The organism is Labrys methylaminiphilus subsp. lupini (assembly GCF_051161885.1).
Classification (GTDB): domain Bacteria; phylum Pseudomonadota; class Alphaproteobacteria; order Rhizobiales; family Labraceae; genus Labrys.
In genome coordinates this window covers 978116-1003577 of the sequence record NZ_JBMDIH010000001.1, presented here as the reverse complement: position 1 = coordinate 1003577, position 25462 = coordinate 978116, and the positions used below count along the sequence as shown (strand labels likewise).

Here is a 25462-nt window from a genome sequence, read left to right as displayed (position 1 = left end):
GCACCGTCATTGCGTCGCTGCGCTCGCAATGACCTGGAAGTCAAAAACGGCCGTCGCTATCAATCGAAGGTTTTCAGCACCTCACCCGTCCGATCATCCTGCAGCCGTCGCGCCCATCTGCTTAAGATCGGGAGGGCGACGAGGAAAACGGCGAAATAGCAAAGGGTCAGAAAGCGGCCCTGCCAGAGCGTGGCATCATCGGGTCTGGCCCCCCCTAGCCACCCAAGCCCTATCCAGCACAAGGCAGATAGGACGCAGGTGGTCCCGAACCAGAGCAGAACGGGCTTGAGCCGGCAACGGTGCGTGCTCAGCCATGGTATGGCGAGAAGGACGAGCGTCGCACAGATGGCGACGATGCCCCCGCCTACCCTGCCCGGACCCACGTGCAGCAAGGAATAATAGGGCAGCAGCCACCATTGCGGCACATAGGGATTGCCGGTCGAGGTCGGTGGATAGGCAAACAAAGAGCCCACATGTCCGCCGCCTCGGCTCGAACTTGTAATGACGCCGACGATGGCGACGAATGCCAGCACAAGAACGGCTTGCCAGACCTGTGACGAAAGGATTCTGGAGGGAGAAGGCTTGTGCGTGCCGACAACTCCGTCGTCACCTGTGAGCATCAAGATCAGGTCAAGCACGAGAAAAACGGCCGCAGTGACAGTTGCGACGAGTACCGGCATCTCCCAGGGAACGTCGAGAAACTGGATCAGTTCACTGCGCCACAAGGGAGTGCCGCTCTCGGGAATTTCATAGTTCGAGCTCAGTCGAAGCACGGATTTGTTCCAGGGCGCCCCATAGCCGGCAAGGGCCAGTATCTGCGCGCACAGGAGAGCCACGATGAACAAGATCCAGCTCACCTTGCGCCAACGCGGGAACAAGCCGTCATAGAGCGAGATCCCCACATGAGTATAGGCGCATAAGAAAAGGGCGCCCATCGACGCCCTTTCGGTAGTGATTGCCACGGAAATGCCCTGCGCCGCGAAAAATACAATCAGGACGAGGCCGATGGTGCGCGCCAGCCGCGCCGGTTCTGCGGCGCGGCTGGCTGGCACACTCACCTCGAGAACTTCTTGTACTGGATGCGCTTGGGAATGGTCGAGTCGATGCCGAGGCGGCGCTTCTTGTCTTCCTCGTAAGCCTCGAAATTGCCCTCGAACCACTCGACATGGCTGTCGCCCTCGAAGGCGAGAATGTGGGTGGCGAGGCGGTCGAGGAAGAAGCGATCATGCGAGATGATCACGGCGCAGCCGGCATAGTTCTCCAGCGCCTCTTCCAGGGCCCGCAGCGTTTCCACGTCGAGGTCGTTGGTCGGTTCGTCGAGGAAGAGGACGTTGGAGCCTTCCTTCAGCATCTTGGCAAGCTGCACGCGGTTGCGCTCACCGCCGGAGAGCACGCCGACCTTCTTTTGCTGGTCGCCGCCCTTGAAATTGAAAGCGGAGGTGTAGCCGCGCGAGTTCACTTCGCGCTTGCCGAGATAGAGGATCTCATTCCCGCCGGAGATTTCCTGCCAGACGGTCTTGTTCGGATCGAGCGCATCGCGCGACTGGTCGACATAGCCGGGCTGCACCGTGTCGCCGAAGGCGATGGTGCCGGCGTCCGGCTTTTCGAGGCCGAGCAGCATGCGGAACAGGGTGGTCTTGCCGGCGCCGTTGGGGCCGATCACGCCGACGATACCACCGGGCGGCAGCGAGAAGGAAAGATCGTCGATGAGAAGACGATCACCGAACGCCTTGGAGACACCCTCGACCTCGATGACCTTGCCGCCCAAACGCGGGCCGGTCTGGATCATGATCTGGGCGGTGGTGGGGCCCTTCTCGTTCGCCTTGGCGAGCAGGTCCTCATAGGCATTGATACGGGCCTTGGACTTGGCCTGGCGCGCCTTCGGGCTGGCGGCGATCCATTCCTGCTCGGCGGCGAGCACCTTCTGGCGGCTCTCTTCCTCGCTCGATTCCTGAGCCAGGCGCTTCTGCTTTTGCGACAACCAGGTCGAATAATTGCCCTCATAGGGAATGCCGCGGCCGCGATCGAGTTCGAGGATCCAGCCCGTGACGTTGTCGAGGAAGTAGCGGTCATGGGTAACGATCAGGATTGCGCCCGGATAGCTGCGCAGATGGCCTTCGAGCCAGGCCACCGTCTCGGCGTCGAGATGGTTGGTCGGTTCGTCCAGCAGCAGAAGCTCGGGCTGTTCCAGCAGCAGGCGGCAGAGTGCCACGCGGCGGCGCTCACCGCCCGAGAGATTGTCGACGGCGGCGTCGTCGGGCGGACAGATCAGCGCGTCCATGGCCTGGTCGACCTGGCTGTCGAGGTCCCACAGGTTCTTGGCGTCGATCTCGTCCTGCAGGCGGCTCATCTCATCCGCCGTCTCGTCCGAATAGTTCATGGCGAGTTCGTTGTAGCGGTCGAGGATCGCTTTCTTCGCGGCAACGCCGTCCATGACGTTCTCGCGCACGGTCTTGGCGGGATCGAGCTGGGGCTCCTGCGGCAGATAGCCCACGCGCGCGCCTTCAGCCACCCAGCCATCGCCGGTGAAGTCCTTGTCGATGCCGGCCATGATGCGCAGCAGGGTCGACTTACCCGAGCCGTTGACGCCGAGCACGCCGATCTTGGCGTCCGGATAGAAGGACAGGTGAACGTTGTCGAGCACCTTCTTGCCGCCTGGATAGGTCTTGTTCAGACCCTGCATGTGGTAGACGAATTGATACGCGGCCATCGTTGCCTGCTTGAGTTTTCGTGGAAAGGGGATTGGGCCGGTGTGTAGCCGAGCGGGCGCATAGGAGCAAGGGCGCCGCCGTAATAAGGCGGGCTCCCCTGCCCTGGAAGCGGGTGCTAATACCAGAAACGGAACAGCTGATATCCGAGCCCGACATAGCCGGGATAGATGTCGAACAGGCCCGTCAGTGCGAAAATGGCTTTCCAGATCATCCCGCCGACATTGGTGGAGAACACCAGGAACAGGAAGCCGATCGTCGCCAGGGGGACGATGGCATTGGCCTGGGCCTGAATGTGATAGGGCAGATAGGGCCGGATAACCGCAAAGCCGTCGAAGCCCGGAACCGGCAGGAGATTGAGGACGGCGGCCGAGGCCTGCAGCGCAGCCAGGAAGGCGATGCCGGCCCAGAGTGGCGCCGTGCCCATGGTTTCCGGCAGGCCGAGCATGAAAGGCAGGCCGAGCAGGAAGAGACAGACGAGATTAGCCAAGGGACCGGCCAGGGCGACGAAGGCGTCCCAATGCCTGGTCTTGAGTACGGTGCGGTTGATATAGACCGAACCGCCGGGCAAGCCGATGCCCCCCAGTATCAGGAAGAGCAGCGGCAGGCCGAAGCTCATCAGCGGGTCGCTATAGGCCAGGGGATTGAGGCTGAGATAACCCTTCTCCATCACCGACCGGTCTCCGCCCCAATAGGCCGCCAGGGCATGCGCCCCCTCGTGCAGGCACAGCGACACCAGCCATCCCGAAACGATGAAGGCGAACACGGTGACGGAAGCATCGAACCACCCGGTCGCCAGGCTGATGGCCGTCACCACGAATACGGCGAGGATCGGGAGGAAATTGGCGCTCAGGCGCCAGGGCATCACCGCAACTCTGGACAAGGCAGACTCATTCTCGAAGACGGATGCGCTATTGTGGGAACTCGACCGCATTTTCGCAAGGGCAAGCGGTGATGCTTCAGATGCGTAGCCCCGCGCCGACCCGCCTGAGAATCCAATAGAACAATGCCGTCGCCCCCGCGCCGATGACGATCGCGAACCAGAAGCCCCCTTCGGTCTCGAGGAAGGGCAGATCCTTGGTGTTCATGCCGAATATGCCGGCGACCAGGCTGCCGGGCAGCAGCAGGGCCGTCAGAATCGAGAGGGCACGCAACGAGCGGTTGGTCTCTTCGGCCAGCCGGGCACCCACTTCGTCCTGCAGCAGCTTGGCCCGCTCCTGCAAAGTGAGAATATCATGGTCGAGCGATTGCAACCGGTCCGCCAGGCGTTCGGCGGCAATATGCATGCCCGGCTTGTTCGCCTCGTCCGGCTCGTCTTCCCAGTCGCGCAACACGTGAGCGAGCGAGGAAAGCTGGCGGTGCACACGCACGGTCATGCGGCGGACTTCGATCAGGCGCACTCGCTCGGTGGCGGCCATATCCTCGACCACGCGGTCCTCGGCGGTGTCGAGTTCGTCGGCCATCCCGGCCACGCGGCGCGCCACCGAATCGCAGAAGCGATCGATGATGGTTTCGATCAGCCGCCCGGCCGCCGGCAGGTTGAGGCCCTTCTGCACGGCACGATGGATCTCCTCCACCGACCGCAGCGGATGCCTGCGCCCCGAGATCACCAGCCTCTCGCTGAGGGCGAAGCGCAGCCGGCCGAGATGATCGCTCTCCCCACCCAGCTCGCTATGGAAATCGGCGATGACACCGAAGATGACATGGTCGATCGTGTGCAGGCCGAGCGGTTCGTCCTTGGCCAGGAACAAAGCCCGCACCTCTTCGGGAAGGCTTTCGAAGGAAGACAGCCAATCCCGAGCGAGCCGGTCCGTCAGGCTGAAATGCAGCCAAAGCCAACCGTCCTCCGCCGCCAGGGCTGCAGGCACGTCGCGCGGATCGATCGCCTCGGGCTCATAGCCCTCCCGAAAGCGATAGGCCCAGATCAGGCCGGCGATCGCCGCCGGCACGAAATTGACGCCCGGCAGATGTTGCTGCTGAATAGTGTCCATGCCGCCTCCGCCAAGCGTTTCAGGCCCCCCCACCCGAGGCCCGAAGCCCGCATAGCTTCAAGTTCAGGCGATATCCCGCCCCCGGGATAGCCGCCTGAAATGACGGGGCTAGATCATGCATGTGACAATGGGATGACGACCGCGCAGCGCGCTGTCATGCAGGGCTGGCAACCTGTTCCAGCAAGGCGGACAGACCCGGCTCCTCAACCAGGAGAGCAGCATCCCCGGGCGAGAACCAGCGCACCTCGCGTTCATTCATCTCCCGCCAGACCGGCAGATGGCCGGTGACGTCGAGACGATAGACGAAGACGCGGACGAGATCGAAATGCAGGTCGCGGCGCTTCCAATACAGATATTCGCCGACCGGTTCCTTACCGACCTTGCCCAGCAGCCCGGCTTCCTCCTCGGCCTCGATGGCGGCCGCCCGGCAGTCCTTGCGATCCTTCATCGGCCATCCCTTGGGGATGGTCCAACGCCGCGTTTCGCGCGTGGTCACCAGGCAAACCTCGATCTTGCCGCGCTGGAAACGCAGGGGCAGCGCGCCGACCTGACGAAGCTCCTTGGCTTCGACGGGCGATTTGAGAGGATATTTATCGACTCTGGCCATGTAACGTGAGGAAACCCTAACACTGCACTCGGCAACACTACCTATACCGCGAATATATCAAATATTCCTTAGCACCCGTGCGCTTTTGCACACCAACTTTGTTCTACCACTTTCGAACAAGCACGTTTCCTCAAATAGACGAGAAGCTTGCTGGCAAGTTCCCGCCTACTTCCTGTCACCCGGCCATTCTAGCGGGACAAGACAACCGCATAAGTTGCAATGTTGTTATTTTTTTGTCGCACACAATCTGTTTCACCACGCGACGGCCGTCTCTTGCTGCATTGCAATATTAGCTCTCGGAGCCAAACAAATAACCCAGCAAATCTCCCTATGGACATGTGCGTCATGTCGGAGAAATTTAGCCGTTTCATTGTGAATAACGGTCACATTACCGAACAGTATAGGGTCAAATGCAACCTCATTGTGTTGAAACTCCTCATCGCTTCGCTTATGGCGTGTGGACTGGGCGGCTTTCGATTCGGGCGATATGTGCGTAAACGCACGCCATGCATGAGGATGGCCGGCTAGGGGTTCGCCGCCGGCGCATTTCTCACCTGCGCCGCAGCACCACGAAGTTTTGGGCGGTCCAAAACCGACCTTCCACGGTGAGGAAAGGAAGCCCCATGAGAAAAATGTTGCTCGCCGCCGCTTTTGGCTCTCTCGCTCTTGCCCTCGCCTCCTGCGGTGGCGGCAGCTCGAGCTGCACGGTCGAAGCCCTGACCCAGAAGGGCAAGGACCTGACAGAAGCCATGACCAACGCCATGAAGGATCCGGCCAAGGCTCAGGCCAATGCGCAGACCTGGGCCCAGAAGGCGCAGGAACTGCTGACCAAGGCCCAGGCGGCCCAGGCTGCCGGCGGCAAGCCGACCGACGAGCTCTGCAAGGCCTATGACGAACTGATCACGGCCATCAAGAAGTAAGCCTTCGCCGGTTTTATCCGGCCAAGTCTGGCTCCGGGGCAAGCTCCGGAGCCTTTTTTATTGGTCGGATGAAAAGCCCTGGCCGCCTCCCTGCCAGCGCGATAGCTTGATGGCCGGAGGCTCGCCATGCTCACCGATATTTTCGACCTGACGGGACGGGTAGCGCTCGTCACCGGCTCCAGCCAGGGAATTGGCCTGGCCATCGCGCGCGGACTGGCCGGCGCCGGCGCGACCGTGGTTCTCAACGGTCGCGACCAGGCCAAGCTCGATGCCGCCGCCCGCCTGCTCACCGAAGAAGGCTTGACGATGGAAACCGCGGCCTTCGACGTCACCGACCAGGCCGGCGTGGAGACGGCCATCTCCGCCATCGAGGCCCACCATGGTCGCCTCGACATCCTGGTCAACAATGCCGGCATCCAGCGCAGGGCTCCCTTCGTGGACTTTCCGCTCGCTGTCTTCCGTGACGTGCAGTCCACCAATGTCGAGGGGGTCTTCCTCGTGGCGCAAGCAGCGGCTCGCGGCATGATCGCGCGACGTTCGGGCAAGATCATCAACATCTGTTCGGTGATGAGCGAACTCGGCCGTGCCAATATCGTCCCCTATGTCGCAGCCAAAGGCGCCGTGCGCATGATGACCAAAGCCCTGTGCGCCGAGCTCGCCCGTCACAACATCCAGGTCAACGGCATCGGTCCGGGTTATATCGAAACCGAACTCAACACGGCGCTGATGCAGGACGCCGCCTTCTCGGCCTGGGTCGAGGCGCGCACGCCGGCCGGGCGTTGGGGGAAAGTCGAGGAATTGGCTGGTGCCGCCATCTTCCTCGCCGGCAATGCCTCCAATTTCGTCAACGGCCACATCCTCTATGTCGATGGCGGGCTCACAGCCTGCGTGTGAGAGACGACTCATCAAATATTGCAGTTCCATTCGCCACAATCCCGCCACGATCGCCACAATAGATGATCGCTCAACTTTGCCGGCAAAGGATTGAGCTTTGGCGGTTGCACGCGCAGATATTCTGGCGGGACTGTCCGTGGCCGGCCTCTTGGTCCCGGAAGCCGTCGCCTATGCGACGATTGCCGGTCTACCACCCCAGCACGCCATCTTCGCAGCCCTCGTCGGCCTGATCGTCTATGGCCTGCTCGGCCGCAGCAATTTTGCGATCACCTCTCCGACGTCATCTTCGGCCGCCATCCTGGCCGCCGTGGTAGCCGGCTTTCCGGCAGCGGCCGCTGGAGAACGTGAAGCCATTGCCTTCACAGCCGTGATCGTTGCCGGCCTCGTCTTCCTCGTCGCCAGCTTTGCCCGTTTGGGATCCTTGTCGGGTTTCGTGTCGCGGCCAGTGCTGCGCGGCTTCGCCTTCGGGCTGGCGGTAACCATCGTCCTCAAGCAGATTCCCGCGATACTCGGGATCAAGGCCAACGGCGACCCGTTTCACCTTCTCGTGGGAATTTTCGGCCAGATCGGCGCATGGAACCTGCTTGGGCTCGCCACGGGCCTGATCTCCCTGGCCACCCTGCTCATCGTGAGACGGTACCCGGTCTTGCCAGGTGCCTTCATCGTCCTTGTGGCAGGTATCGCGGCTACCTATGCCATCGACTTCCCAGCCCACGGCATCCAGATCGCCGGGCGGATCGACATTGCCTTGCAGGCGCCGGCCATACCCGACCTCGCCGCCCGCGAATGGTCGCGGCTGGTACAAACCGCCGTTCCCCTCGCCCTCATCCTTTTCGCGGAATCATGGGGAACGGTTCGGTCCCTGGCCTTGCGTCACGGACAGAGCGTCGATGCCAATCGCGAACTCTTCGCTTTGGGTACCGCCAATCTCGTTTCAGGCCTCGTTCGCGGCATGCCGGTCGGTGCGGGCTTCTCAGCGTCCTCCGCCAACGAGGCTGCCGGCGCGGTCAGCCGGCTCTCGGGCTTGGTCGCCGCAGTCGGCATCGCCGTGCTGATCGGCCTTGCCGGCCCGCTCGTCTCCCGCCTGCCGGAACCGGTGCTCGCAGCCGTGGTGATCTCGGCCATGCTGCACGCCCTCGATCCGAAGCCGCTGTGGCGGCTCTGGCGCATCGATCGGGATCAATATGTCGCATGCGCCGCGGCCCTCGCCGTGATGGGCCTTGGTGTGCTGAACGGCATGTTGTTTTCCATCGCTCTCTCCATCGTCGCCACCCTGCGCCGCCTCGGCTCACCCCATGTCGCCTCCCTAGGCCAACTCGACACCTCGCGGGACTTCGTCGATGCCGCCCGCCATCCCGACAGCCACCGCGACCCGCGCGTGATTATTCTACGACCAAGCCAGCCTTTGTTCTTTTTCAATGCCGAAAGCAGTTTTGCGCAGGCCCGCAAGCTTTGCGCCGACCAGCCGGGCGCGCACACCGTCATCCTCAGCCTGGAAGAAAGCTCGGACCTCGACAGCACGGCGCTCGACGCTTTGACGGAATTCGAGGCACTATTGCGTGGAGAAGGTCGGCTTCTCTATCTCGCGCGCCTTAAGGACGATGCTCGCATGGGGTTGGAAAAAGCCGGCGCCGCAGCCCTCATACAGGCAGACCGCTGCTATTGGAGCGTCTGGGACGCCTATCAAGCAGCCGCTCCCTCGCAGGAAACGTCACGATGACCGGCCCCTTCCGCGCGACCACTATGTCGGCCCCGTTATCGAACCCGCTTTGATCGGTGAGTTCACCTGCTTCGGGCCAGGGGATACGTTGAGGTCGATGCTCCCTATGTCGAATTATTTGCTCGGCTGAGGCGGCCCGTAAGGCGATTGAGGCGCCGCAACCTGCCAGGCAGCCAGCAATGCCTTGAAATTGGCCACCGCTGCCGCGGCCTCGCGGCCAATCTCCGGCGTCATGGTCCGAAACTCCAGCCGTGCCCGCAGGCCATCTGCGAGGCCGAGCGTGCCGATGCAATAATGCTGGCCAGTGACGGGCAAGCCGTCGACGTCGCAGGAAACCAGGAAGGGCGCGGCGGATTTGGCATCGCGCTCAAGCCAGATCCCTCCTGGATAGATGTCATAATCGCCATCCGGCTGTGCGGGAGGCGGCGTGCCCGCCTTGGTAAGCCGCTCCTTCCAGGCCTTGAAATTGTCGAGATCCGGAGCCTTCGCCTGGAACATGCTCTCGGCCTGGAAAGCGGCGGGTTCGTAGAGCGCAACGGTAACGAGCGAACGCGGTGCCCCGCCTTCGCGTGCCTCGCCGCCGCACAGGAAGGACGAAGTCCCGTCCCCATTCCCCTTGCAGAACGCGGCCCTCCAGCTTGCTGCCATGCCGAAGGGCTTGTCCATCGCTTCCAGCGTGAGCACGAAGGCCTTGGCGGTCACCTCGGGCTGCGAACAGGCCTTTTCCAGTCCGGCCTTGGTGGCGAAATTGACCTCCTCGCCCGCGCCTTCTCCTGTCACCAGCGTCAAGGCGGGTGGGCCGGGAACGCGCAGGCGGATCTTGCCGAGCTTCACCTCGATCCCCTTGCGCAGGCAATCGGCATAGGGAGTGGGTTGAGCCGCGGGGACGGGCGCGGGAACCTGGCCCGCCGGGCCTGCCACAGGCGTAGGCTGCGGATTCGTCGCCTCCCCGCCCGCCATAGCGGCTTCCGCAACGGCCGACTGCGGAGCCGGGCTGTGCAGCACAAAACCGCCTACCGACAACACCAGCCCGATCGTTCCAAGAGCCGCCAGGCCGATACGTTCGCGCGCTTCCATCGTCTCTCCCGAACCGAACACCGCCCTGTCGGGCTCGCTCTTTACACCCGCGCAATAAGGCAAAAACAGGGGAAATGCCACCAAGGCGATGTCCTCGATCCCCCTTCGGCCACCTGAAAGGTAAACACCACACGGGAACATCGCGGAATGGGCGTTGCCAACAGCGCGGCAGCTTCTCACATTCAGCGGATGCGGCTTTCCAAAAGCCGCCTCAATTCGAGGATCCCTCACCGCCCATGACGCTCAAGCGCCTCGTCCTCCTGCCGCTGCAGGTTCTCCTTGCAGTCCTGGTGATCATCGACGAACTGGCCCGGCCGGTCTACGGACCGCTGATCCGTCGTTTCGCCGCGTTGCGCCTCGTTGAAATTGGGGAGCGCGCGGTCGCCGGCCTGCCGCGTTTCGCCATCCTCATTCTGCTAGCCGTACCCATCGCCGTGGCAGAACCGCTGAAGATCTACGGCCTGCTGCTTTTGGGGGAAGGCCGGCTGTTCCGCGGCCTTCTCATCCTGGCCGTCGCCTATCTCGCCAGCTTCCTTCTGATCGAGCGCATCTATGCCGCCGGCAAACCCAAGCTGATGACCATAGGCTGGTTCGCCTGGCTCATGAACCTGATCGACTGGGTCCGCCGGACACTGCTCGACTGGCTGAAACGCACCCCGGTCTGGGCGGCGGTCATCGCCACCCGCAGCTTTGCGGCCAGGGTCGTCACCGTATTTCGGAGTGCCATCTCACAAAGGCGCGGGTAATCCTTCAGGCACCCGGACGAAGAGGATTCGCGCTAAACGCCACCCGGCGCCCTCGATCAGCCTGCTCACGGCGGACGGGGCGATCTCCCGCGCAAGCAGGGAGGTCGGCCACCTCGAAGCGCCTCTCACCGCGCCAGTCCGCCACCCGTCTTGAAGCAGACCCCAGATAAGACAGGATTATTTAGCCGCTTTGGAATATCTCTAAAAATAGATAAGGAGTTGCACAATTTAGAATTACTATGAACTAGAATTTAGAATTGCTCTTATCTTTGATCCGTAACGGCTTTCTGCGTCACAGCCCCTTGTTCATCAGAATTGATCGCGTGTAATAGCTTGCCGATTGTTAATCTTGCATCGGCTGTGGGGGCGCGCAGGAACGACACCATGCTCGTACCATTTCTCATCATGCTCCGGGAGGGCATCGAGGCAGCGCTGATCGTCGGCATCGTTGCGAGCTATCTGCGTGTCACCGGGCGGAGCGCCTGGATGCCGGCGGTGTGGTGCGGCATCATCCTGGCCGTCGGCCTGTCGTTTTCGGTCTTCGTCGCGCTTCACGCCGCCAGCGCCGAATTTCCCCAGCGCACCCAGGAACTGTTCGAAGCCGTGGTCGGCCTGATCGCGGTCTGCCTGTTGACTGCCATGGTATTCTGGATGGTGCGAGCCTCGCGCAGCATCAAGGCCGAGTTGCAGCACTCCGTCGATGCCGCCCTGGCCTCATCAGACCATCAGGGCCTCGCGCTGGTCGGCATGGTCTTCCTGGCGGTCGCACGCGAAGGGCTGGAGTCCGCCTTCTTCCTGCTGGCAACCTTCGAGCAGAATGTCGGTTATGGGGCGCCGGTCGGCGCCGCACTCGGCCTTGCCTGCGCAGCTGTCTTCGGGGTGGCGCTCTATTATGGCGGGGCGCGCCTCAATCTGCGCCTGTTCTTCCGCTGGACCAGCATCCTGATCATCTTCGTGGCGGCCGGCCTGGTGGCAACCGCGGTGCGCTCGTTACACGAAGCCGGCCTGTGGAACCATCTTCAGGGCATCGCCTTCGATATCTCCGGCATCCTGCCCGGCGACAGTGCGCTCGGCACGGTGCTCGGCGGCTTGTTCGGCTATCACGACACGCCGACCCATGGCGAAGTGATCGCCTATCTCCTCTATCTCATTCCGGCGCTGTTTCTCTTCCTGATGGCGCCGACCTCCCCCTCCCCATCCAATTCGAAGGCCGCACGATCGTGACAGCCCCGCGCATCAATTATCCGGCTGTCGGGGCCGGCATGCTCGCCCTCATCGTGGCGGTGGGCGTCGGCACCTATTTCCTGGTCGCCAGGCAGCCTGGCGCCGATGGGCCCAAGGCCGGCGACACCGTCGCCATCGCCGTCACCGCAACGGCCTGTGAACCCAACGAACTGACGGTCCCCGAAGGGCGCACCATTTTCGCCATCACCAACAAGAGCAACCGGGTGATGGAATGGGAGATCCTGCAAGGCGTGATGGTGGTGGAGGAACGCGAAAACATCGCCCCCGGCTTCACCCAGAAGCTGACCACCAGGCTCGAACCGGGCGACTATGAGATCGCCTGCGGTCTACTGACCAACCCCCGAGGCAAGCTCAAGGTAACGGCTCTCGCCAATGCCCCCAAGGAAGTCAAGCCGAGCCTGACGCAGCTGATCGGCCCGCTTGCCGAATACAAGGTCTATGTCACCTTGGAGGTCGACGACCTGGTCGACGCGACCAAGGCCTTCACCGACGCCATCAAGGCTGGTGACCTCGCCAAGGCCCGCGAGCTCTATGCGCCGACACGCCAATCCTATGAGCGCATCGAGCCGGTGGCCGAGCTGTTTTCCGACCTCGACAAGTCGATCGATGCGCGCGCCGATCTTTTCGAGAAACTGGAGGCCGACCCGGCTTTCACCGGCTTCCACCGCCTCGAATACGGCCTGTTCAAGCAGGGCAGCACCGAGGGGCTCGCCCCCTTCGCCGACAAATTGCAGGCCGATGTCACCGAGCTGCAGAACCGGATTTCGACTCTGGTCATCCCGCCTTCCAAGATGGTGGGTGGCGCTGCCGTGCTCATCGAGGAAGTCGCTTCAAACAAGATCTCCGGCGAAGAAGATCGCTACAGCCGCACGGATCTGTGGGATTTCCAGGCCAATATCGATGGCGCCCGCAAGATCGTCGAACTGCTCGCCCCCCTGACCACCAAGGCCGACGCGGCACGCCAGAAGAGCATCGACGACAATTTCGCGGCCGTGAATGCCATCCTCGCCAAATACCGCACGCCCGATGGCGGCTTCAAATCCTATGACGCTTTGAGCCAGGACGATCGTGTGGCCCTGCAAAAGCCGGTGACGACGCTGGCCGAAAGCCTGTCGACGCTACGCGGCACGCTGGGCCTCGACTGAAGGGATGGGAACAATGACCGACAAGACCCCCTATCCGCCCCAATCCGATACTGATGCCCCACGCTCCCCCGGCCGGCGCTCCATGCTGCTGGGCCTCGGCGCAGCCGGCGGCGGCGCTCTGCTCGCCACCCTGCCGGGCAAGCAGGCGGCCGCCGAGGAAGCCGGTTCAACCGGCCACCTCAGCGACCGCGTGAGCTATCTCGGGACCCATCAGGCCGGCGTCACCACCGACCGACCGCCAATGGGACTGGTGGTTGCCTTCAACATCCTCGCCACCACGCGCACCGATCTCGAACGCCTGTTCCGCGTCCTCACCGATCGCATCGCCTTCCTGACCCAGGGTGGCACGCCGCCGGTAATCGATCCCAAGTTTCCTCCCCCAATTCCGGGCTGATGGGGCCTGTGGTCTCCCCGGACAATCTCACCATCACCGTGGGCGTGGGTGCCTCGCTGTTCGACCAACGTTTCGGGCTCGCCGACAAGAAGCCGCGGCAACTGATCAAGATGCCGCAATTTTCCAACGACGCACTGTCGGCCGACCTGTGCCACGGCGATCTGATGCTCCAGATCTGCTCCAACACCGCCGACAGCAATCTGCATGCCGTACGCGACATCGTAAAGAACACGCCCGATCTTCTGATGATGCGCTGGAAGCAGGAAGGCTTCGTGCCGCCGCCGCGTGCCGCCGGCGAAACCCAGTCGGCACCGCGCAATCTGCTCGGCTTCAAGGACGGCACGGCCAATCCGGACCACAAGGACGAGGCCGAGATGAACCGCCTCGTCTGGATCCAGCAAGGTGCCCCCGAGCCTGCGTGGGCGAAAGGCGGCAGCTATGGCGTGGTGCGCATCATCCGCAATTTCGTCGAGCGCTGGGACCGCACCCCGCTCGGCGAGCAGGAAGCCATCATGGGCCGGCACAAGCCGAATGGCGCTCCTCTCGGCATGAAGGTCGAAGCCGACATCCCTACCTATCATGACGACCCGGAAGGCAAGCGCACACCGCTGGACGCCCATATTCGCCTGGCCAATCCACGCACACCGGATTCGCGCAAGAACCTGATCCTGCGCCGCCCCTTCAACTATTCCAACGGCATCACCAAATCGGGCCAGCTCGACATGGGGCTGCTCTTCATCTGCTTCCAATCCGATCTGGAAGCCGGTTTCGCCACCGTCCAGCAACGCCTGAACGGCGAGCCGCTGGAGGAATACATCAAGCCGGTCGGCGGCGGCTATTTCTTCATCCTGCCCGGCATTCCCGACAAGACAGCATTTCTCGGCCAGTCCCTGCTGGCGGAGACGGCCTGAACCGATCCTTCAACCTTGAACTGAAGAGAGAGAGAAAAAACATGGCACATCTCAAATGGCGCATGCTGTTGGGCGCTGCGGTTATCGGCCTTGCCACGACCGCCAGCGCAAACACGCCGGCCGTCTCCCCGCTGGACCTGGTTCAGCCCGTGGCCGACTACAAGGTCTTCATCTCCAGGGGCGTCAAGAAGCTGGTGGAGGATACCGCCAAGTTCACGGCCGCGGTCAAGGCCGGCGATCTGAAGAAGGCCCAGGCCCTCTACGCACCGACCCGCGTCCATTACGAACTGATCGAGCCGGTCGCCGAACTCTTTTCCGATCTCGACGGCAGCATCGATTCCCGCGCCGACGACCATGAGAAGAAGGAAGCCGACGACGGCTTCACCGGCTTCCATCGCCTTGAATACGGCCTGTTCGAAAAGAAGAGCACCGATGGCCTCGCCTCCTTCGCCGACAAGCTGAATGCCGATGTCGTGGATCTGCAAAAGCGCATTGCCGGCCTCACCATCCCGCCCGAGAAGATGGTGGGTGGCGCTGCGGCACTGATCGAGGAAGTCGGTGCCACCAAGATCACAGGTGAAGAAGATCGCTACAGCCACACCGATCTTTGGGACTTCAAGGCCAATGTCGACGGCGCCCGGAAGATCGTCGAGCTGCTCCACCCGCTCACGGTGAAGGCCGACAAGGACCTGTCGCAGAAGATCCACGCAAATTTCGAAACCGTCGAGAAGATCCTGGCCAAGTACAAGACCAAGGATGGCTACGAGACCTACGACAAGCTGACGCCCGAGGATCGTACGGCCCTCCAGGGTCCGATCACGACACTCGCGGAAGATCTTTCCAAGCTGCGCGGCACGCTCGGTTTGAACTGAAATCCGGAGCAGAATGCTGTGTCGGGCGGCGGGCCTTCGGGCCCGCCTCTCCGGCCACTACCAAAATAGCCCCCGACCGAGTTTGCCTTACTTGTCGAGCAACTCGATCGAGCGCGTCAGCGCGACCTTGCGCCCCCCGACATTGTCCTTGAGCAGGACATCGATGCGATAGGGGCCCGGCTTGTCGTCCGGTTCGAAATGAATGGAAAGAGTCGAGCGGCTGTCGACCAGGTTGAATCGGCCGCCGACCTTGTCCTTGAGCGCCGTCACACCTTGCTGCGCCGAACGGGGATCGACCGAGCCATCGGGCCCTGTCACCTTGATGTCATAGCTGACATCGGCGGAGAGATCCTTCTGGAGACCCATGCCCGAAAACAGCATGGTCACGCCGATAGTGTCGCCCCGCCGTGCCTGCGGCATCTCCCCGCTCAGGGCCGTTGCTTCGGGGGCGCCGCCACCGGGCGCAGGCTTATCCGGCAGTTTGAGCATGGCGATGGTACCCGAAAAATCACCGTCACGGTCCGGGGCCGGCCTGAAGCCTGCGCTTCTGCTGGCCAACAAGGTATCCAGGGCTTGCTTGTAGGAGCCCGAGGCCTCTCCGGCCCGCTGCACCAGATAGCGTTCCAGCACCTCGTGCTGGCGCACATTATAGGCAAGGCCTTGCACCGCATTGATGCGGATCGACTTGTCGAGTTCGTTGCTGCCACTTAATGGCCTGCGCGGATCGAGCGCATCGACCAAAGTTGCGAGGAAGCCGGGATTGCCCGTCGCGAAAAAGGCACCCCATTTGAGATCCATCTCCACCGGCCGGCTCGGCGCCAGAGTGTAGAGATTACCGGGCTTGTCCCTGAGAAAGCCGGGTTCCTCATGGAAAAGAGAAGCGATCAGGTCGGTATTGCCCGATTGCCACAGGGCGAAGATGAGAATCGACTTGCTGTCGGCCGGATAGTCGGCGCCAGCCCCGATCCAGCCCTCCACGCGCGCGCGGTTCTGCAGAAACAGCATCGAGAAAAAGCCGGCCAGCGTCGCGCGTGACAAGCCCGTGCCCGCGATCGCTTCCGAATCCTTCAGAGCGGCGAAGACATCCGGCACCGTCGCAAGATCGTTGCGCACGTAGAAAAAGACGATGGTCGCGGCGAGCTTGATGTCGGCTGCGCTCGGCAGGGCTTTGGCCCTGGGCAGTGGCGGCGGGGGGGCAGGCAATGCCGGCTGCGGAGGCGATGGAGACGAAGAATTTTGCGCCACAGCGGGAGCGAAGCAAAAGCCCACCAGAACGAACGCCAGCAGCAGAGTGCGCATCAACGGAATTGCCATCCCAACGGCGCCGCGGAATTGAGCGCCCATTCCAAACCAGCTTACGGCACAAGGCGGCAAAATTGCGCTCGCCCTGCGGCAAAGCACTTCAGCCGATCGCCGATCGCAGCGCCGGATAGAGCGCGCGCCAGCGCACCAAGGCTTCGGCATAGGCGGCGGCGAGAGTTGGATCCGGAGCGATGGTCTCGACGCGGTGCGGCGGTGTGCAGATCGCCAGCGGGTCTTCGCCGGTGACGGCCAGCCGTGCCAGCCGCGCCGCACCGAAAGCCCCGCCGGTTTCACCATCCGCCAGGCGATGGACCGGAAAGCCAAGGACATTGGCGAGGATTTCGAGCCAGAAGCGTGAACGCGAACCGCCCCCGATCACATCGGCACCGGCAATGACGGTTCCCGCCGCCGCCAGGGCATCGCGGCAATCGGCGAAGGCAAAGGCGACGCCCTCCAGCACGGCCTGCACCATGGCATCGCGTCCATTCTCATGGGCGAGGCCGGTGAAGGCGCCGCGGATGGCGGCATCGTCATGCGGCGTGCGTTCGCCGGAAAGATAAGGCAGGAACTGCACCGGCGACGGTGCCGCCGGCTTGTCGCCGAGCGGGGCCAGCAAGGCACTCTCCTTGGTCTGCAGCACGCCGGCGATCCAGGCGAGGCTCGAGGCGGCCGATAGAATCACGCCCATCTGGTGCCATGTCTTCGGCACGGCATGGCAAAAAGCATGCACGGCATGGGCGGGATTGGGCAGGAAGCGGTCGGTCGTCGCCCACAGCACCCCCGAGGTGCCGAGCGAGAGAAAGGCCGAGCCAGGCCTGATGGCACCGAGCCCCACCGCACCGGCGGCATTGTCCCCTGCGCCGCCGGCGAACAGGGGGGCCTTGGCCATGCCCCAGCGCGCCGCAAGATCGGCCTTAAGGCGACCTGCAGGTTCGGAGCCCTCGACCAGGCGCGGCATCGCCTCGCGCGACAGGCCCGTGGCGGCGAGCGCCGCATCCGACCAGTCCCGCCTGTTAACATCGAGCCAGAGCGAGCCGGCCGCATCCGACATTTCCTCGATGGCCTCGCCGGTCAAAGCCAGGCGCATATAAGCCTTGGGCAGCAGCACGAGGCGTGTCGCAGCGAAGATTGCTGGCTCATGCCGGGCGACCCACAGCAATTTGGGCGCTGTGAAACCCGGCATCGCCTTGTTGCCCGTCACAGCACGCAGATCGGGCCATTTGGCTTCCAATTCCGCACATTCGGCCTGCGAGCGGCCGTCATTCCACAAGATCGCCGGCCGGAGCGGCTGATGATCGGCCCCGAGCAGCACGGCGCCATGCATCTGGCCCGACAGACCGACGCCCTCGACCACGGCAACCTCCTTGGGATGGGTCGTCTTCAGGGCATCGACAGCTGATATCACCGCCTCTACCCAGGCCTGGGGCGCCTGTTCCGAGAAGCCGGGATGAGGCCGCTGTACCGTCAGCGCAACGTCATGGCTGGCGACCACACGCTGCTCGCCATCCACAAGTAGCGCCTTGATCGACGAGGTACCCATATCGATGCCGAGAAACACGCATTCCTCCAAAGAATCTGTTTGGCCGATCATGCGCCCGCCACAAAAGCCGGGGCAAGCCCCATCGCGTCGAAGCGGACATGACAATGATCACCCAAAGGTAAACCATGAGTTTCACGGCCGTGTCACTGCATCTGACCTATGCAAGGGGCTCGTGGACCCCGACTTCCATCAGGGGCTGTAGACGGCGACGCCATTCGCCGTCCTGGCCAGGGCACCTACGCCCTACAGCCCCTGATGCTTTTTTCGTCGCCGCATGACGAGCGGGCACGATGTTGGTTTCCCTTTTTGGTGACACCAACGATTTTCCCTGGTTCGACCGGCTGCTCTTCGCACTCGACCCGGCTCCGGGGAACCTGGCGATGTTGGCACATCGCGTCCCGCATGATCCGGCTTATCAGCCTCATGCCGACCGCATTTGGGCGCAAAGGCATTCTCTTACAACTCGCAGGAAAGCACAAAATAACCTTTAGTTTACATATGCCGAAGAAGCGGATTTATGAAACATTCGTAAATACCAATAGTCTCATTTCAAAAATACATAAATATCTGAAAGATATTAGTAGCGCAATGTGGGCGTAATGTTCGCCCGTATGATGATTCATGTCTTTCAAGCGATCGAAACGATGCAGGTCAGATGAGGCAAACCTCCGTTGGCCTTTTCCTTCTCGGGAGTAAAACGCATTCAGGCATGAACACCTGCATGTTCTAGCTCTTTGTTTCCAAGCCAATCTGATGGATTGGCTAGAGAGCCCCTGCGATTTTTGCCAATGCCGGTGCATCGCAGAATGCATCGATCTCGGCAGGCCGTCATCGCCGACGAAAGACAGCCCGAAAGGAGCCGCTCCCTCATCGGAAACATGGCTCCAAACCCGACAATCCGCGCATCGGTCCGCACGGGCAATTGCCCCGCAGCCGCAAGCGCGTGCAGTGGAGTAGACACGTGCGTACGCAATTGCTCACCCCCCTCGCGGCAGGCCTGCTGGCCTTTGCGGCGGCCGGCTGCGGTCCTGCCTGGGCCGAAGATTATTATGATACTTCCTCCCGTTACGCGCCGCCCCCGCCTACGTCCTTTAGTGGCTCCTATGTCGGCGTGCATGTCGGCGCGGCATCGGCCAAGTCGGCCAACCCCTTCGCCAAGGGCAACAGCCTCCAGTTGGGCGTGCAGGCAGGTCACGACATGCGCCTTGGACCCGCCGTCATCGGCGCCGAGATCGAAGGCTCCAATCTCGGCGGTGCCGAACGCCGCGTGCGGGGCGGCAAGATCAAGGAGAAATGGCGTGCGGCGTTGAAGGGCCGGGCCGGTATCGCTCTCGATCGCACTTTGCTTTACGGCACGGCCGGCTTCGCCTTCACCAAATTCGAAGGCACCGACGGCGCGCGTGTCAGGGACGGCTGGAAGACCGGCTATCTGATGGGCGCCGGTGTCGAGCAGGCCTTCTCCGACACCGTCTCCTTCAAGGTCGAATACAATTATGTCCGCACCCCTGGCCTGAAGACACGTTCGTCCTTCGGGCATGGCAAGGAAGACATTGGCAGCCACGCTTTGAAAGCGGGCCTCAACTACCGATTCTAGTGATCGCTGTTGGAGTCCCCGACCGGATCCGGCCACAAGTCGGATCCGGTCGGCTCCTCGTAATGTCGACGCAATCTTCGGCTTCTACAGCCAAATATAGTCTGGAATCATCAATGTCTTTTCGTCGCGCCTTCCCTGTCGTGCTCGCCGCAGGCGTTCTGCTGCTTACGGGTTGCGCTTCCGCCGTCATGAAGAACTATGTCGGCGGTCCGGTTGAGACGGTGATGCTGGACTATGGACCGCCAACCAGCATACTGGATCTCGGACCTGGCCAGCGCGCCTATCAGTGGCGCAAGGTTTCCACCAACGTGGTGCCGGGTACCGCCAGGAGCGAAGTCCGCCGGACCCGGCGCGGTAGCGATGTCGAGACCACGGAAACGCCCGGCTATGTCGAGCGGCAGGAATGCTTCTATACCTTCTATGCCCGCGCCGCAGGCGAGCGCTGGCTCATCACCAATTTCCGCAAGCCAAGCCTGGAATGCGAGTAGTCCGGCCTCCCTGTTGAGACCGGCCCGAACCGAAGACGGACAAAGGGTCCCATGCGTATCCTGCTGATCGAGGACGAACCGGAAATGGCTTCCGTACTCAAGACGGCATTGGAACGCCAGGACGTCGTGGTCGACCACGCCTCGAACCTGGCGGACGCCGAGGCGATGGCTCGCTACGGCGCCTATGACGCGATCGTGCTCGACCGTCGCCTGCCCGATGGCGAGGGCCTCACCTTGATTCCGCGCCTGCGCGCCCTGCATGTGGAGGCTCCGGTCATCGCGCTCACCGCCATGAGCAGCCTGCAGGACCGCGTCGCGGGGCTCGATGCCGGCGCCGACGACTATATGGGCAAGCCCTTCGCCACCGAGGAACTGGTCGCCCGCCTGCGTGCCCTGCACCGCCGCCCCTATACGCTGCGGGCGGACCAGGCGGTGGTCGGCCGCCTCACCTATGATTTCCGCCATCGCGAGGCGTTGATCGACGACCAGCCCCTCGACCTACCGCGGCGCGAACGCCTCGTCCTGGAGACTCTGATCCGGCGGCCAGGGCGCACCGTCATGCGCGGCACGCTGGAAGAGGCGGTCTATGCCCTTGACGATGAAATCGGCTCGAATGCGCTCGACGCCCATATTTCGCGCCTGCGCCGCAAGCTGGACGACCTTGCGGCCGGCATCGAGATCCGCGCCATCCGCAATCTCGGCTATCTGCTTCGGGCCGCCTCGTGAAGCAGGGGCGGGCCCGTTCCCTGCAATGGATCCTGGTGCGGCGGCTGATCCTGCTGCAAGCGGCGATGCTTGTCTCCTTCATCGTGCTGTTCATCATCGCGCTGTCGGTCGCCAATCCGCAGCTCATGGTCGACAACGAGGCGGCAGTTGCCGCCATTACCGGAGCGATCGAGCGCGACAAGGACGGCAAGCTCATCGTCAACGATACCAAGGAACTGGCCGACTTCCGCACCGAATATCCCTATGTCTGGTACATCGTCCGCGACCAGGCGGGACAAAGCCTGCGCGTGGGTTCGGTTCCTCCCGACTATGACCGTGATCTCGGCGACCTGCTGCGGGCGGTCGATCACGCCAATATCGGTTTCGCCGGCAAGAACGACGGGCAGGAAATGCGCCCGGAAGCCTATGTGCAGAAGATCGATACCAAGGCCGGCCCGGTGCAGATCGTCACCTCCACCCTGCACTCGCGGTCCGAAGCCGACGGCTTCATCATCAACATTTCCGCCCAGGTCGACATGGCCCGCAACCCGGACGGCAGCGCCAATTGGGCACGGGTCATCCCCGGCATCATCGTGGGCCTTGCCATCTTCCTGGTGCCGATCATCGTCGTGATGGGTGTGACCACATTGGTGACGACGCCGGCCGTGGTGCGCCGCTCCCTAACCGGTCTGATCGGCACGGCCAGCCAGGCCGCACGCATCGATGTCAGCACGCGCGCCATGCAATTGCCGGTGGAGAACGTCCCCCAGGAGATCGTGCCGCTGGTGCACGCCTTCAACCAGGCACTGGCCCGCCTTGCCCAGGGCTTCGACCGGCACAACCGTTTCCTCACAGACGCAGCCCATGAGTTACGCACGCCGATCGCCATTCTGCGCACGCGGGCCGAATTGCTGAAGGAGGAACCGCAGAGCCTGCGGCTGAGACAGGATATCGAGCGCCTCTCGCATCTGGCCCAGCAATTGCTCGATCATCAATTGCTCGATCGTCCCGCCAACCATCGCGAGGTGGTCGACCTTGCCGAACTCGCGGGCCGCGTCGCCGCCGATTTTGCGCCGCTCGCCATCGAGGCCGGCTACGACCTTGCCTTCGAACCGCCGCACGGCAAGGTCGAGGTCGAAGCCAACGTCCTGCAGGTCGAACAGGCTCTCGCCAACATCATCCGCAACGCCATCGAGCATAGCGGCGGTCACGGCACCATCACGGTGGCGCTCGACGAAGTTGGTGGCCTGGAGGTGCGCGACGAAGGGCCCGGCATCCCCGCCGAGGAGCACAAGAACGTGTTCGAGCCGTTCTATCGCCTGCACCCGCTTTCGCGCGGCGCCGGGCTTGGATTGAACCTCGCCCGCCAGATCGCGCAGTTGCATGGCGGCAGCATCGCAATCGTCAACGGTCCCTGGAAGGGCGCACATGTGCGTATCGAGCTGCCCCTGCTCCGCGCGGCGGCCTGAGGATCGTCAACTGTTCAGGGCTCGTATGCGTCAGCATTTCCAGACGGGCTATTAGCGCCTGTCTTCGCTGGCGACGACCCCAAGCACCGGCAGGACCAGGCGCGGCAACTCATGCGCCACTGTCTTCACGAACATGTTCTCGATCTTCATGGCCTCGATCGGCTTCATCGCCGGAGTACCGTAGACCTTGGCGATCTCGGCGATGCCCTGGTAGATTTTTGTAGTGGCCGCCTGCACAGACCTATCCATGTAGCGCAACTGCCCGATCGCCGTGTGATACGCATAAAAGGCATGATAGTTCGTCGAGCCAAAGCGCTCGAATTCCACGATGACCATCACGACGCTGCCATCATGGCCCACCATGCGCGCGACGTCCTGCTCCACCTTGACGAGACGGATGGCACCGCAGCGCGCGCCGAGTTGCGTCAGAATCCTCTCCATTCCTTGCATGGAAAGCCCGCCGAGCGCGCCGATGTCGAGGCCGGCGGCCTTGGCAAGGTCTTCCACCGTGACGAAGAGCTTGCCATCGACCTTCGCGCCGATTTGCGTGAGAGCCTTGGCCGATGCGACCCAGGCGCAGATGCCGGCATTCGGATTGATGTCGACGATGAGCCTGGCCATGATGGCGCCCTTGACGGAGCGGACCATCTGCGCCGCCTTGCCGACCGGCAGGATCGCGATGAGCCGCAAGCCATCCTGCCCGGCGCCGGCCGCGGTGCCCTTGGCAAGACCATCGCCAAGCCGCAGCACATCGACGAACCCGGCACCGAAAGTCATCAAGGCCTTGGTGCCGGCTCCCACGATCATCGCACCCTGGCTATAGTTGGAATCCTCGACCCATTTGTCCAGGATCGCTTCGGATTCCTTCTGCTGCTGGCTCCACCAATCCGCGAGCTCCGTGAACTTCCACATGGACCCTCCGTGCAGGATCGATTGCGCGAAAGGCCTCGCCACCGCGCCGATCTCTTTTGGGGGTATAGGGGCGCGCATATCGGCCGACAGTTCCCTGGAGAACCGTGGACATAGAGGCGCAGCCCTTCACAAAGCGGAAAAACTAGGGAAACACCCCGCCGCTATGGTGTGGTCATTCACGCAGGAAGGTGTGGGACCTTGACCATTGCGGCCATGCTCTTCGTCATGCTGGCATTGCTCGGCTTCATCTATGTCACCTTCGACATCTGAAGAGGCCGTTGGGTGAAAGCTGGCTAATCCAGAACGGCCAGGCAGCCGACAATTCCCATGAGCGCAGCGGCAGACAGCATCAGCACAGTTTCGGCCAGATTGCCGCGGCCTGCGAGACGCTCCAGCCAGACTGGCTTGGCGGCTCCGGCGCTGATCTCGTCGCATGACGGCAAGCCCGTTGGCCGCGCCGGCTCGCCACAGCCGAGCCCGATCAGCAGATCGGCGGCCGTGGTATGGAGATGAGCCGAGAGCCGCGTGGCCATGGCCGGTCGTAGGTCGCGCTGTCCGCGAGCCCAGGCATCGATATCGCTCGCAGTCACACCGGCACGGCGGGCAAGCGCGGTAGCATCCACGCCGGCTGTCGCCATGGCTGCAGCCAGCCCGTTGGGGCGAGGCATGCGATCGAAATTCAGTCTGATCGGATCCGACATGACGCACCGGCCTTCGGTCAGACCTGACCGAGACGAGTCCTCGCCGGTGAGTTGAACCGACGGTCGCCCAGACATTCGAGGGGTGGGGAATATAGATACAGTCCGCAAAGGCCAAACGACACTTCGGCGGCGGTGGGATAGGGACACATGGCCTGTCTTCCACGATGACACCTTCGGCAAAGGGTGCGAATCACCCGAAACCTTCGATGTCTCCCTATCGCCCGCGGGTATTACGCGGACATTGCGCCCATCCATCCAGCTCGCAGACCTGTCGGCACGGCATTGCCGATCGGACACGGCCAAACGCTGCCGGACAAACAAAAGCATCCTCCGACCGGTGGAGATCGGAGGACGCATTGTCGGGCAATCCAGCATACGGGCCTAGATCAGGCCGTACTGCCTGGCCTTGTTGCGCAGGAAGGGCAGGCCCTCGGCCAGGATTTCCTCGCGGCTGTTGGCGACCGGGCGCCAGACCGACAAGGCGGAGGCGAGCTGCGGCGGCATATGGATGAGGCTCTCCACGGTCATGCCGCCCTTGAAGCCGCCCGAGATGATCGGCTTGCGGATGATGGCGAAGATACCGGCGCGGGCGACGACATCGACACCGACCGTGGGTGAATCCAGGATCAGGAGCTTGGGCTTGGTGGCCAGCCATTTCGCCAGCACGACGCGCTGCTGGTTGCCGCCGGACAAGATCGACACCGCATTGTCGGGATTGGAGACCTTGATGGCCAGGGCCTTGACCCAGTCGTCGACCAGCGATTTGCGCCGAGCCGGCGAAATCAGCCGGAAGAGATCGAGCAGCCTGTCCAGTAGGGCGATGCCGCGCCGCCGGGTATCCCTTGCGTCAATCTCGATCTGCCCGGCAGCGATGCGCCCTCGGTGGTCACTGACAATTACGGCGGCGCCTATGCCCTCACCGAGGGGCTGATCGCCAGGCTGCGCAAACGCCGGACGGCGCCATCCGATCTGCTTTTTCTCTGCGGCATCGCCGGGGAACGCGCCACCGATCGACGTATCCAGGGTTTCCGCGGCGCCGTGGCGGCACATGGCCAGGGGATGACGCCGGAGGTTTCCTGCTGCTGCTATCGCCCCTCATCGGCACGCGAGGCTTTGGCCGCCCGCTTCGAAACGCTCGGTCGCATGCCGGGCGGTCTCTTCATCAATTCGATCACCGCCTTCGAGGGGCTGGTGCGGTTTTCCCTGCAGGTGCCGCGCCAGGCGATGCGCGAAGTCGGTACGGTATGTTCGGACTGGGATCCCTTTGCGGCGCATCTGCCCTTTGACGTCACGATGACCCGGCAGAACGTCGAGGCGATCATCGCGGAGGGCTACGCGCTGGTGGACAATTACGCTCCAGGCGAGAATCCGATGGTGGTGGTGCCGCCCGAATCCGCCCCGAGTTCGGAGCGGGAGAGCAATTGGCGCTGAGGACAGCGCCGATCGCGCACGCTTGCGGCCTCGCGGCAATCCACCACCTTGAACGTCATGGCTCCCCGGGCAGATTCATCATCTCAAAAA

24 protein-coding genes and 2 pseudogenes are annotated in these 25462 nt (G+C 62.8%); 14 read left to right on the top strand and 12 right to left on the bottom strand.

Annotated elements, in window-relative coordinates; translation table 11 throughout:
- Nucleotides 1-59: 59 nt before the first annotated feature.
- The 5 genes from ACN6KF_RS04655 to ACN6KF_RS04635 form a co-directional block, all read right to left on the bottom strand.
- Nucleotides 60-1058: a cytochrome b family protein gene (locus ACN6KF_RS04655; protein ID WP_434955711.1), complete on the bottom strand. Its 999-nt coding sequence runs from the start codon at nt 1056-1058 to the stop codon at nt 60-62.
- Complete coding sequence (gene ettA / locus ACN6KF_RS04650; protein WP_434955710.1) at nt 1055-2710, bottom strand: energy-dependent translational throttle protein EttA; 1656 nt, start codon at nt 2708-2710, stop codon at nt 1055-1057. The genes ACN6KF_RS04655 and ettA overlap by 4 nt, the downstream gene beginning before the upstream one ends.
- Nucleotides 2711-2826: 116 nt before the next feature.
- A complete protein-coding gene (locus tag ACN6KF_RS04645; RefSeq protein ID WP_434955709.1) occupies nt 2827-3591 on the bottom strand; it encodes a site-2 protease family protein in 765 nt (254 codons plus the stop codon).
- A gap of 76 nt (nt 3592-3667) precedes the next feature.
- Entirely contained in the window at nt 3668-4699 is a 1032-nt protein-coding gene (locus tag ACN6KF_RS04640) for a transporter (RefSeq protein WP_434955708.1), read from the bottom strand.
- Nucleotides 4700-4853: 154 nt separating this feature from the next.
- Entirely contained in the window at nt 4854-5306 is a 453-nt protein-coding gene (locus ACN6KF_RS04635) for an NUDIX hydrolase (RefSeq protein ID WP_434955707.1), read from the bottom strand.
- A 623-nt stretch (nt 5307-5929) separates the two neighbouring features.
- On the opposite strand from ACN6KF_RS04635, the gene ACN6KF_RS04630 reads away from it, so the two are divergent.
- From ACN6KF_RS04630 to ACN6KF_RS04620, 3 genes are all read left to right on the top strand, one after another.
- Nucleotides 5930-6226: a hypothetical protein gene (locus ACN6KF_RS04630; protein ID WP_434955706.1), complete on the top strand. Its 297-nt coding sequence runs from the start codon at nt 5930-5932 to the stop codon at nt 6224-6226.
- A 126-nt stretch (nt 6227-6352) separates the two neighbouring features.
- The gene (locus ACN6KF_RS04625; RefSeq protein ID WP_434955705.1) at nt 6353-7120 is read left to right on the top strand and encodes an SDR family oxidoreductase; all 768 of its coding nucleotides are present in this window, start codon (nt 6353-6355) and stop codon (nt 7118-7120) included.
- A 97-nt stretch (nt 7121-7217) separates the two neighbouring features.
- Nucleotides 7218-8840: a SulP family inorganic anion transporter gene (locus ACN6KF_RS04620; RefSeq protein ID WP_434955704.1), complete on the top strand. Its 1623-nt coding sequence runs from the start codon at nt 7218-7220 to the stop codon at nt 8838-8840.
- Nucleotides 8841-8954: 114 nt separating this feature from the next.
- Here the strand turns inward: ACN6KF_RS04620 and ACN6KF_RS04615 are convergent, their stop codons facing one another.
- On the bottom strand, nt 8955-10001 hold the full coding sequence (locus tag ACN6KF_RS04615) for a hypothetical protein (protein ID WP_434955703.1): 1047 nt from the start codon (nt 9999-10001) through the stop codon (nt 8955-8957).
- A 152-nt stretch (nt 10002-10153) separates the two neighbouring features.
- On the opposite strand from ACN6KF_RS04615, the gene ACN6KF_RS04610 reads away from it, so the two are divergent.
- From ACN6KF_RS04610 to efeO (ACN6KF_RS04585), 6 genes are all read left to right on the top strand, one after another.
- Nucleotides 10154-10663, top strand: coding sequence for a hypothetical protein (locus tag ACN6KF_RS04610; protein ID WP_434955702.1), 510 nt, complete (start codon nt 10154-10156; stop codon nt 10661-10663).
- A 384-nt stretch (nt 10664-11047) separates the two neighbouring features.
- Complete coding sequence (gene efeU, locus ACN6KF_RS04605; RefSeq protein WP_434955701.1) at nt 11048-11887, top strand: iron uptake transporter permease EfeU; 840 nt, start codon at nt 11048-11050, stop codon at nt 11885-11887.
- Nucleotides 11884-13053, top strand: coding sequence for an iron uptake system protein EfeO (efeO, locus tag ACN6KF_RS04600; RefSeq protein ID WP_434955700.1), 1170 nt, complete (start codon nt 11884-11886; stop codon nt 13051-13053). Before efeU ends, efeO (ACN6KF_RS04600) begins: the two co-directional genes overlap by 4 nt.
- Before the next feature lie 13 nt (nt 13054-13066).
- A complete protein-coding gene (locus ACN6KF_RS04595; RefSeq protein ID WP_434955699.1) occupies nt 13067-13447 on the top strand; it encodes a Dyp-type peroxidase domain-containing protein in 381 nt (126 codons plus the stop codon).
- A gap of 8 nt (nt 13448-13455) precedes the next feature.
- Nucleotides 13456-14358, top strand: coding sequence for a Dyp-type peroxidase (locus ACN6KF_RS04590; protein ID WP_434955698.1), 903 nt, complete (start codon nt 13456-13458; stop codon nt 14356-14358).
- A 41-nt stretch (nt 14359-14399) separates the two neighbouring features.
- Nucleotides 14400-15230: an iron uptake system protein EfeO gene (gene efeO / locus ACN6KF_RS04585; protein WP_434955697.1), complete on the top strand. Its 831-nt coding sequence runs from the start codon at nt 14400-14402 to the stop codon at nt 15228-15230.
- 87 nt (nt 15231-15317) lie between these two features.
- Here efeO (ACN6KF_RS04585) and ACN6KF_RS04580 read toward each other — a convergent pair whose 3' ends face one another.
- Complete coding sequence (locus tag ACN6KF_RS04580; protein ID WP_434955696.1) at nt 15318-16433, bottom strand: hypothetical protein; 1116 nt, start codon at nt 16431-16433, stop codon at nt 15318-15320.
- Nucleotides 16434-16632: 199 nt separating this feature from the next.
- Complete coding sequence (gene xylB / locus ACN6KF_RS04575; protein WP_434955695.1) at nt 16633-18090, bottom strand: xylulokinase; 1458 nt, start codon at nt 18088-18090, stop codon at nt 16633-16635.
- Nucleotides 18091-19033: 943 nt separating this feature from the next.
- Here xylB and ACN6KF_RS04570 point away from each other — a divergent pair.
- From ACN6KF_RS04570 to ACN6KF_RS04555, 4 genes are all read left to right on the top strand, one after another.
- Nucleotides 19034-19666, top strand: a complete 633-nt coding sequence (locus ACN6KF_RS04570) for an outer membrane protein (protein WP_434955694.1) — start codon at nt 19034-19036, stop codon at nt 19664-19666.
- A gap of 113 nt (nt 19667-19779) precedes the next feature.
- The gene (locus tag ACN6KF_RS04565) at nt 19780-20154 is read left to right on the top strand and encodes a hypothetical protein (RefSeq protein ID WP_434955693.1); all 375 of its coding nucleotides are present in this window, start codon (nt 19780-19782) and stop codon (nt 20152-20154) included.
- 51 nt (nt 20155-20205) lie between these two features.
- Nucleotides 20206-20880: a response regulator transcription factor gene (locus ACN6KF_RS04560; RefSeq protein WP_434955692.1), complete on the top strand. Its 675-nt coding sequence runs from the start codon at nt 20206-20208 to the stop codon at nt 20878-20880.
- Entirely contained in the window at nt 20877-22328 is a 1452-nt protein-coding gene (locus ACN6KF_RS04555) for a sensor histidine kinase (protein WP_434955691.1), read from the top strand. Before ACN6KF_RS04560 ends, ACN6KF_RS04555 begins: the two co-directional genes overlap by 4 nt.
- 51 nt (nt 22329-22379) lie before the next feature.
- Here ACN6KF_RS04555 and ACN6KF_RS04550 read toward each other — a convergent pair whose 3' ends face one another.
- From ACN6KF_RS04550 to ACN6KF_RS04535, 4 genes and pseudogenes are all read right to left on the bottom strand, one after another.
- Nucleotides 22380-23240 carry a hypothetical protein gene (locus tag ACN6KF_RS04550; RefSeq protein WP_434955690.1) on the bottom strand — a complete coding sequence of 287 codons (861 nt, stop codon included), beginning with the start codon at nt 23238-23240 and terminating at the stop codon, nt 22380-22382.
- Between the two features lie 293 nt (nt 23241-23533).
- Nucleotides 23534-23941 (bottom strand): hypothetical protein, encoded by a 408-nt coding sequence (locus tag ACN6KF_RS04545; RefSeq protein WP_434955689.1) that lies wholly within the window; start codon nt 23939-23941, stop codon nt 23534-23536.
- 381 nt (nt 23942-24322) lie between these two features.
- Nucleotides 24323-24484: pseudogene (locus ACN6KF_RS04540) on the bottom strand (sugar phosphate isomerase/epimerase); the annotation flags it as partial.
- 78 nt (nt 24485-24562) lie between these two features.
- Nucleotides 24563-24991: pseudogene (locus ACN6KF_RS04535) on the bottom strand (ATP-binding cassette domain-containing protein); the annotation flags it as partial.
- A 9-nt stretch (nt 24992-25000) separates the two neighbouring features.
- Here ACN6KF_RS04535 and ACN6KF_RS04530 point away from each other — a divergent pair.
- Entirely contained in the window at nt 25001-25372 is a 372-nt protein-coding gene (locus tag ACN6KF_RS04530; protein ID WP_434955688.1) for a type 1 periplasmic-binding domain-containing protein, read from the top strand.
- The last annotated feature ends 90 nt before the right edge of the window (nt 25373-25462 follow it).

Coding starts and splice junctions, on each gene's coding strand:
- ACN6KF_RS04560 (WP_434955692.1), top strand. CDS start 20,206: ATGCGTATCCTGCTGATCGAGGACGAACCGGAAATGGCTTCCGTACTC.
- ettA (WP_434955710.1), bottom strand. CDS start 2,710: ATGGCCGCGTATCAATTCGTCTACCACATGCAGGGTCTGAACAAGACC.
- ACN6KF_RS04550 (WP_434955690.1), bottom strand. CDS start 23,240: ATGTGGAAGTTCACGGAGCTCGCGGATTGGTGGAGCCAGCAGCAGAAG.
- efeU (WP_434955701.1), top strand. CDS start 11,048: ATGCTCGTACCATTTCTCATCATGCTCCGGGAGGGCATCGAGGCAGCG.
- ACN6KF_RS04565 (WP_434955693.1), top strand. CDS start 19,780: ATGTCTTTTCGTCGCGCCTTCCCTGTCGTGCTCGCCGCAGGCGTTCTG.
- ACN6KF_RS04595 (WP_434955699.1), top strand. CDS start 13,067: ATGACCGACAAGACCCCCTATCCGCCCCAATCCGATACTGATGCCCCA.
- ACN6KF_RS04630 (WP_434955706.1), top strand. CDS start 5,930: ATGAGAAAAATGTTGCTCGCCGCCGCTTTTGGCTCTCTCGCTCTTGCC.
- efeO (WP_434955697.1), top strand. CDS start 14,400: ATGGCACATCTCAAATGGCGCATGCTGTTGGGCGCTGCGGTTATCGGC.
- ACN6KF_RS04530 (WP_434955688.1), top strand. CDS start 25,001: ATGACGCCGGAGGTTTCCTGCTGCTGCTATCGCCCCTCATCGGCACGC.
- ACN6KF_RS04635 (WP_434955707.1), bottom strand. CDS start 5,306: ATGGCCAGAGTCGATAAATATCCTCTCAAATCGCCCGTCGAAGCCAAG.
- ACN6KF_RS04610 (WP_434955702.1), top strand. CDS start 10,154: ATGACGCTCAAGCGCCTCGTCCTCCTGCCGCTGCAGGTTCTCCTTGCA.
- ACN6KF_RS04625 (WP_434955705.1), top strand. CDS start 6,353: ATGCTCACCGATATTTTCGACCTGACGGGACGGGTAGCGCTCGTCACC.
- ACN6KF_RS04640 (WP_434955708.1), bottom strand. CDS start 4,699: ATGGACACTATTCAGCAGCAACATCTGCCGGGCGTCAATTTCGTGCCG.
- ACN6KF_RS04545 (WP_434955689.1), bottom strand. CDS start 23,941: ATGTCGGATCCGATCAGACTGAATTTCGATCGCATGCCTCGCCCCAAC.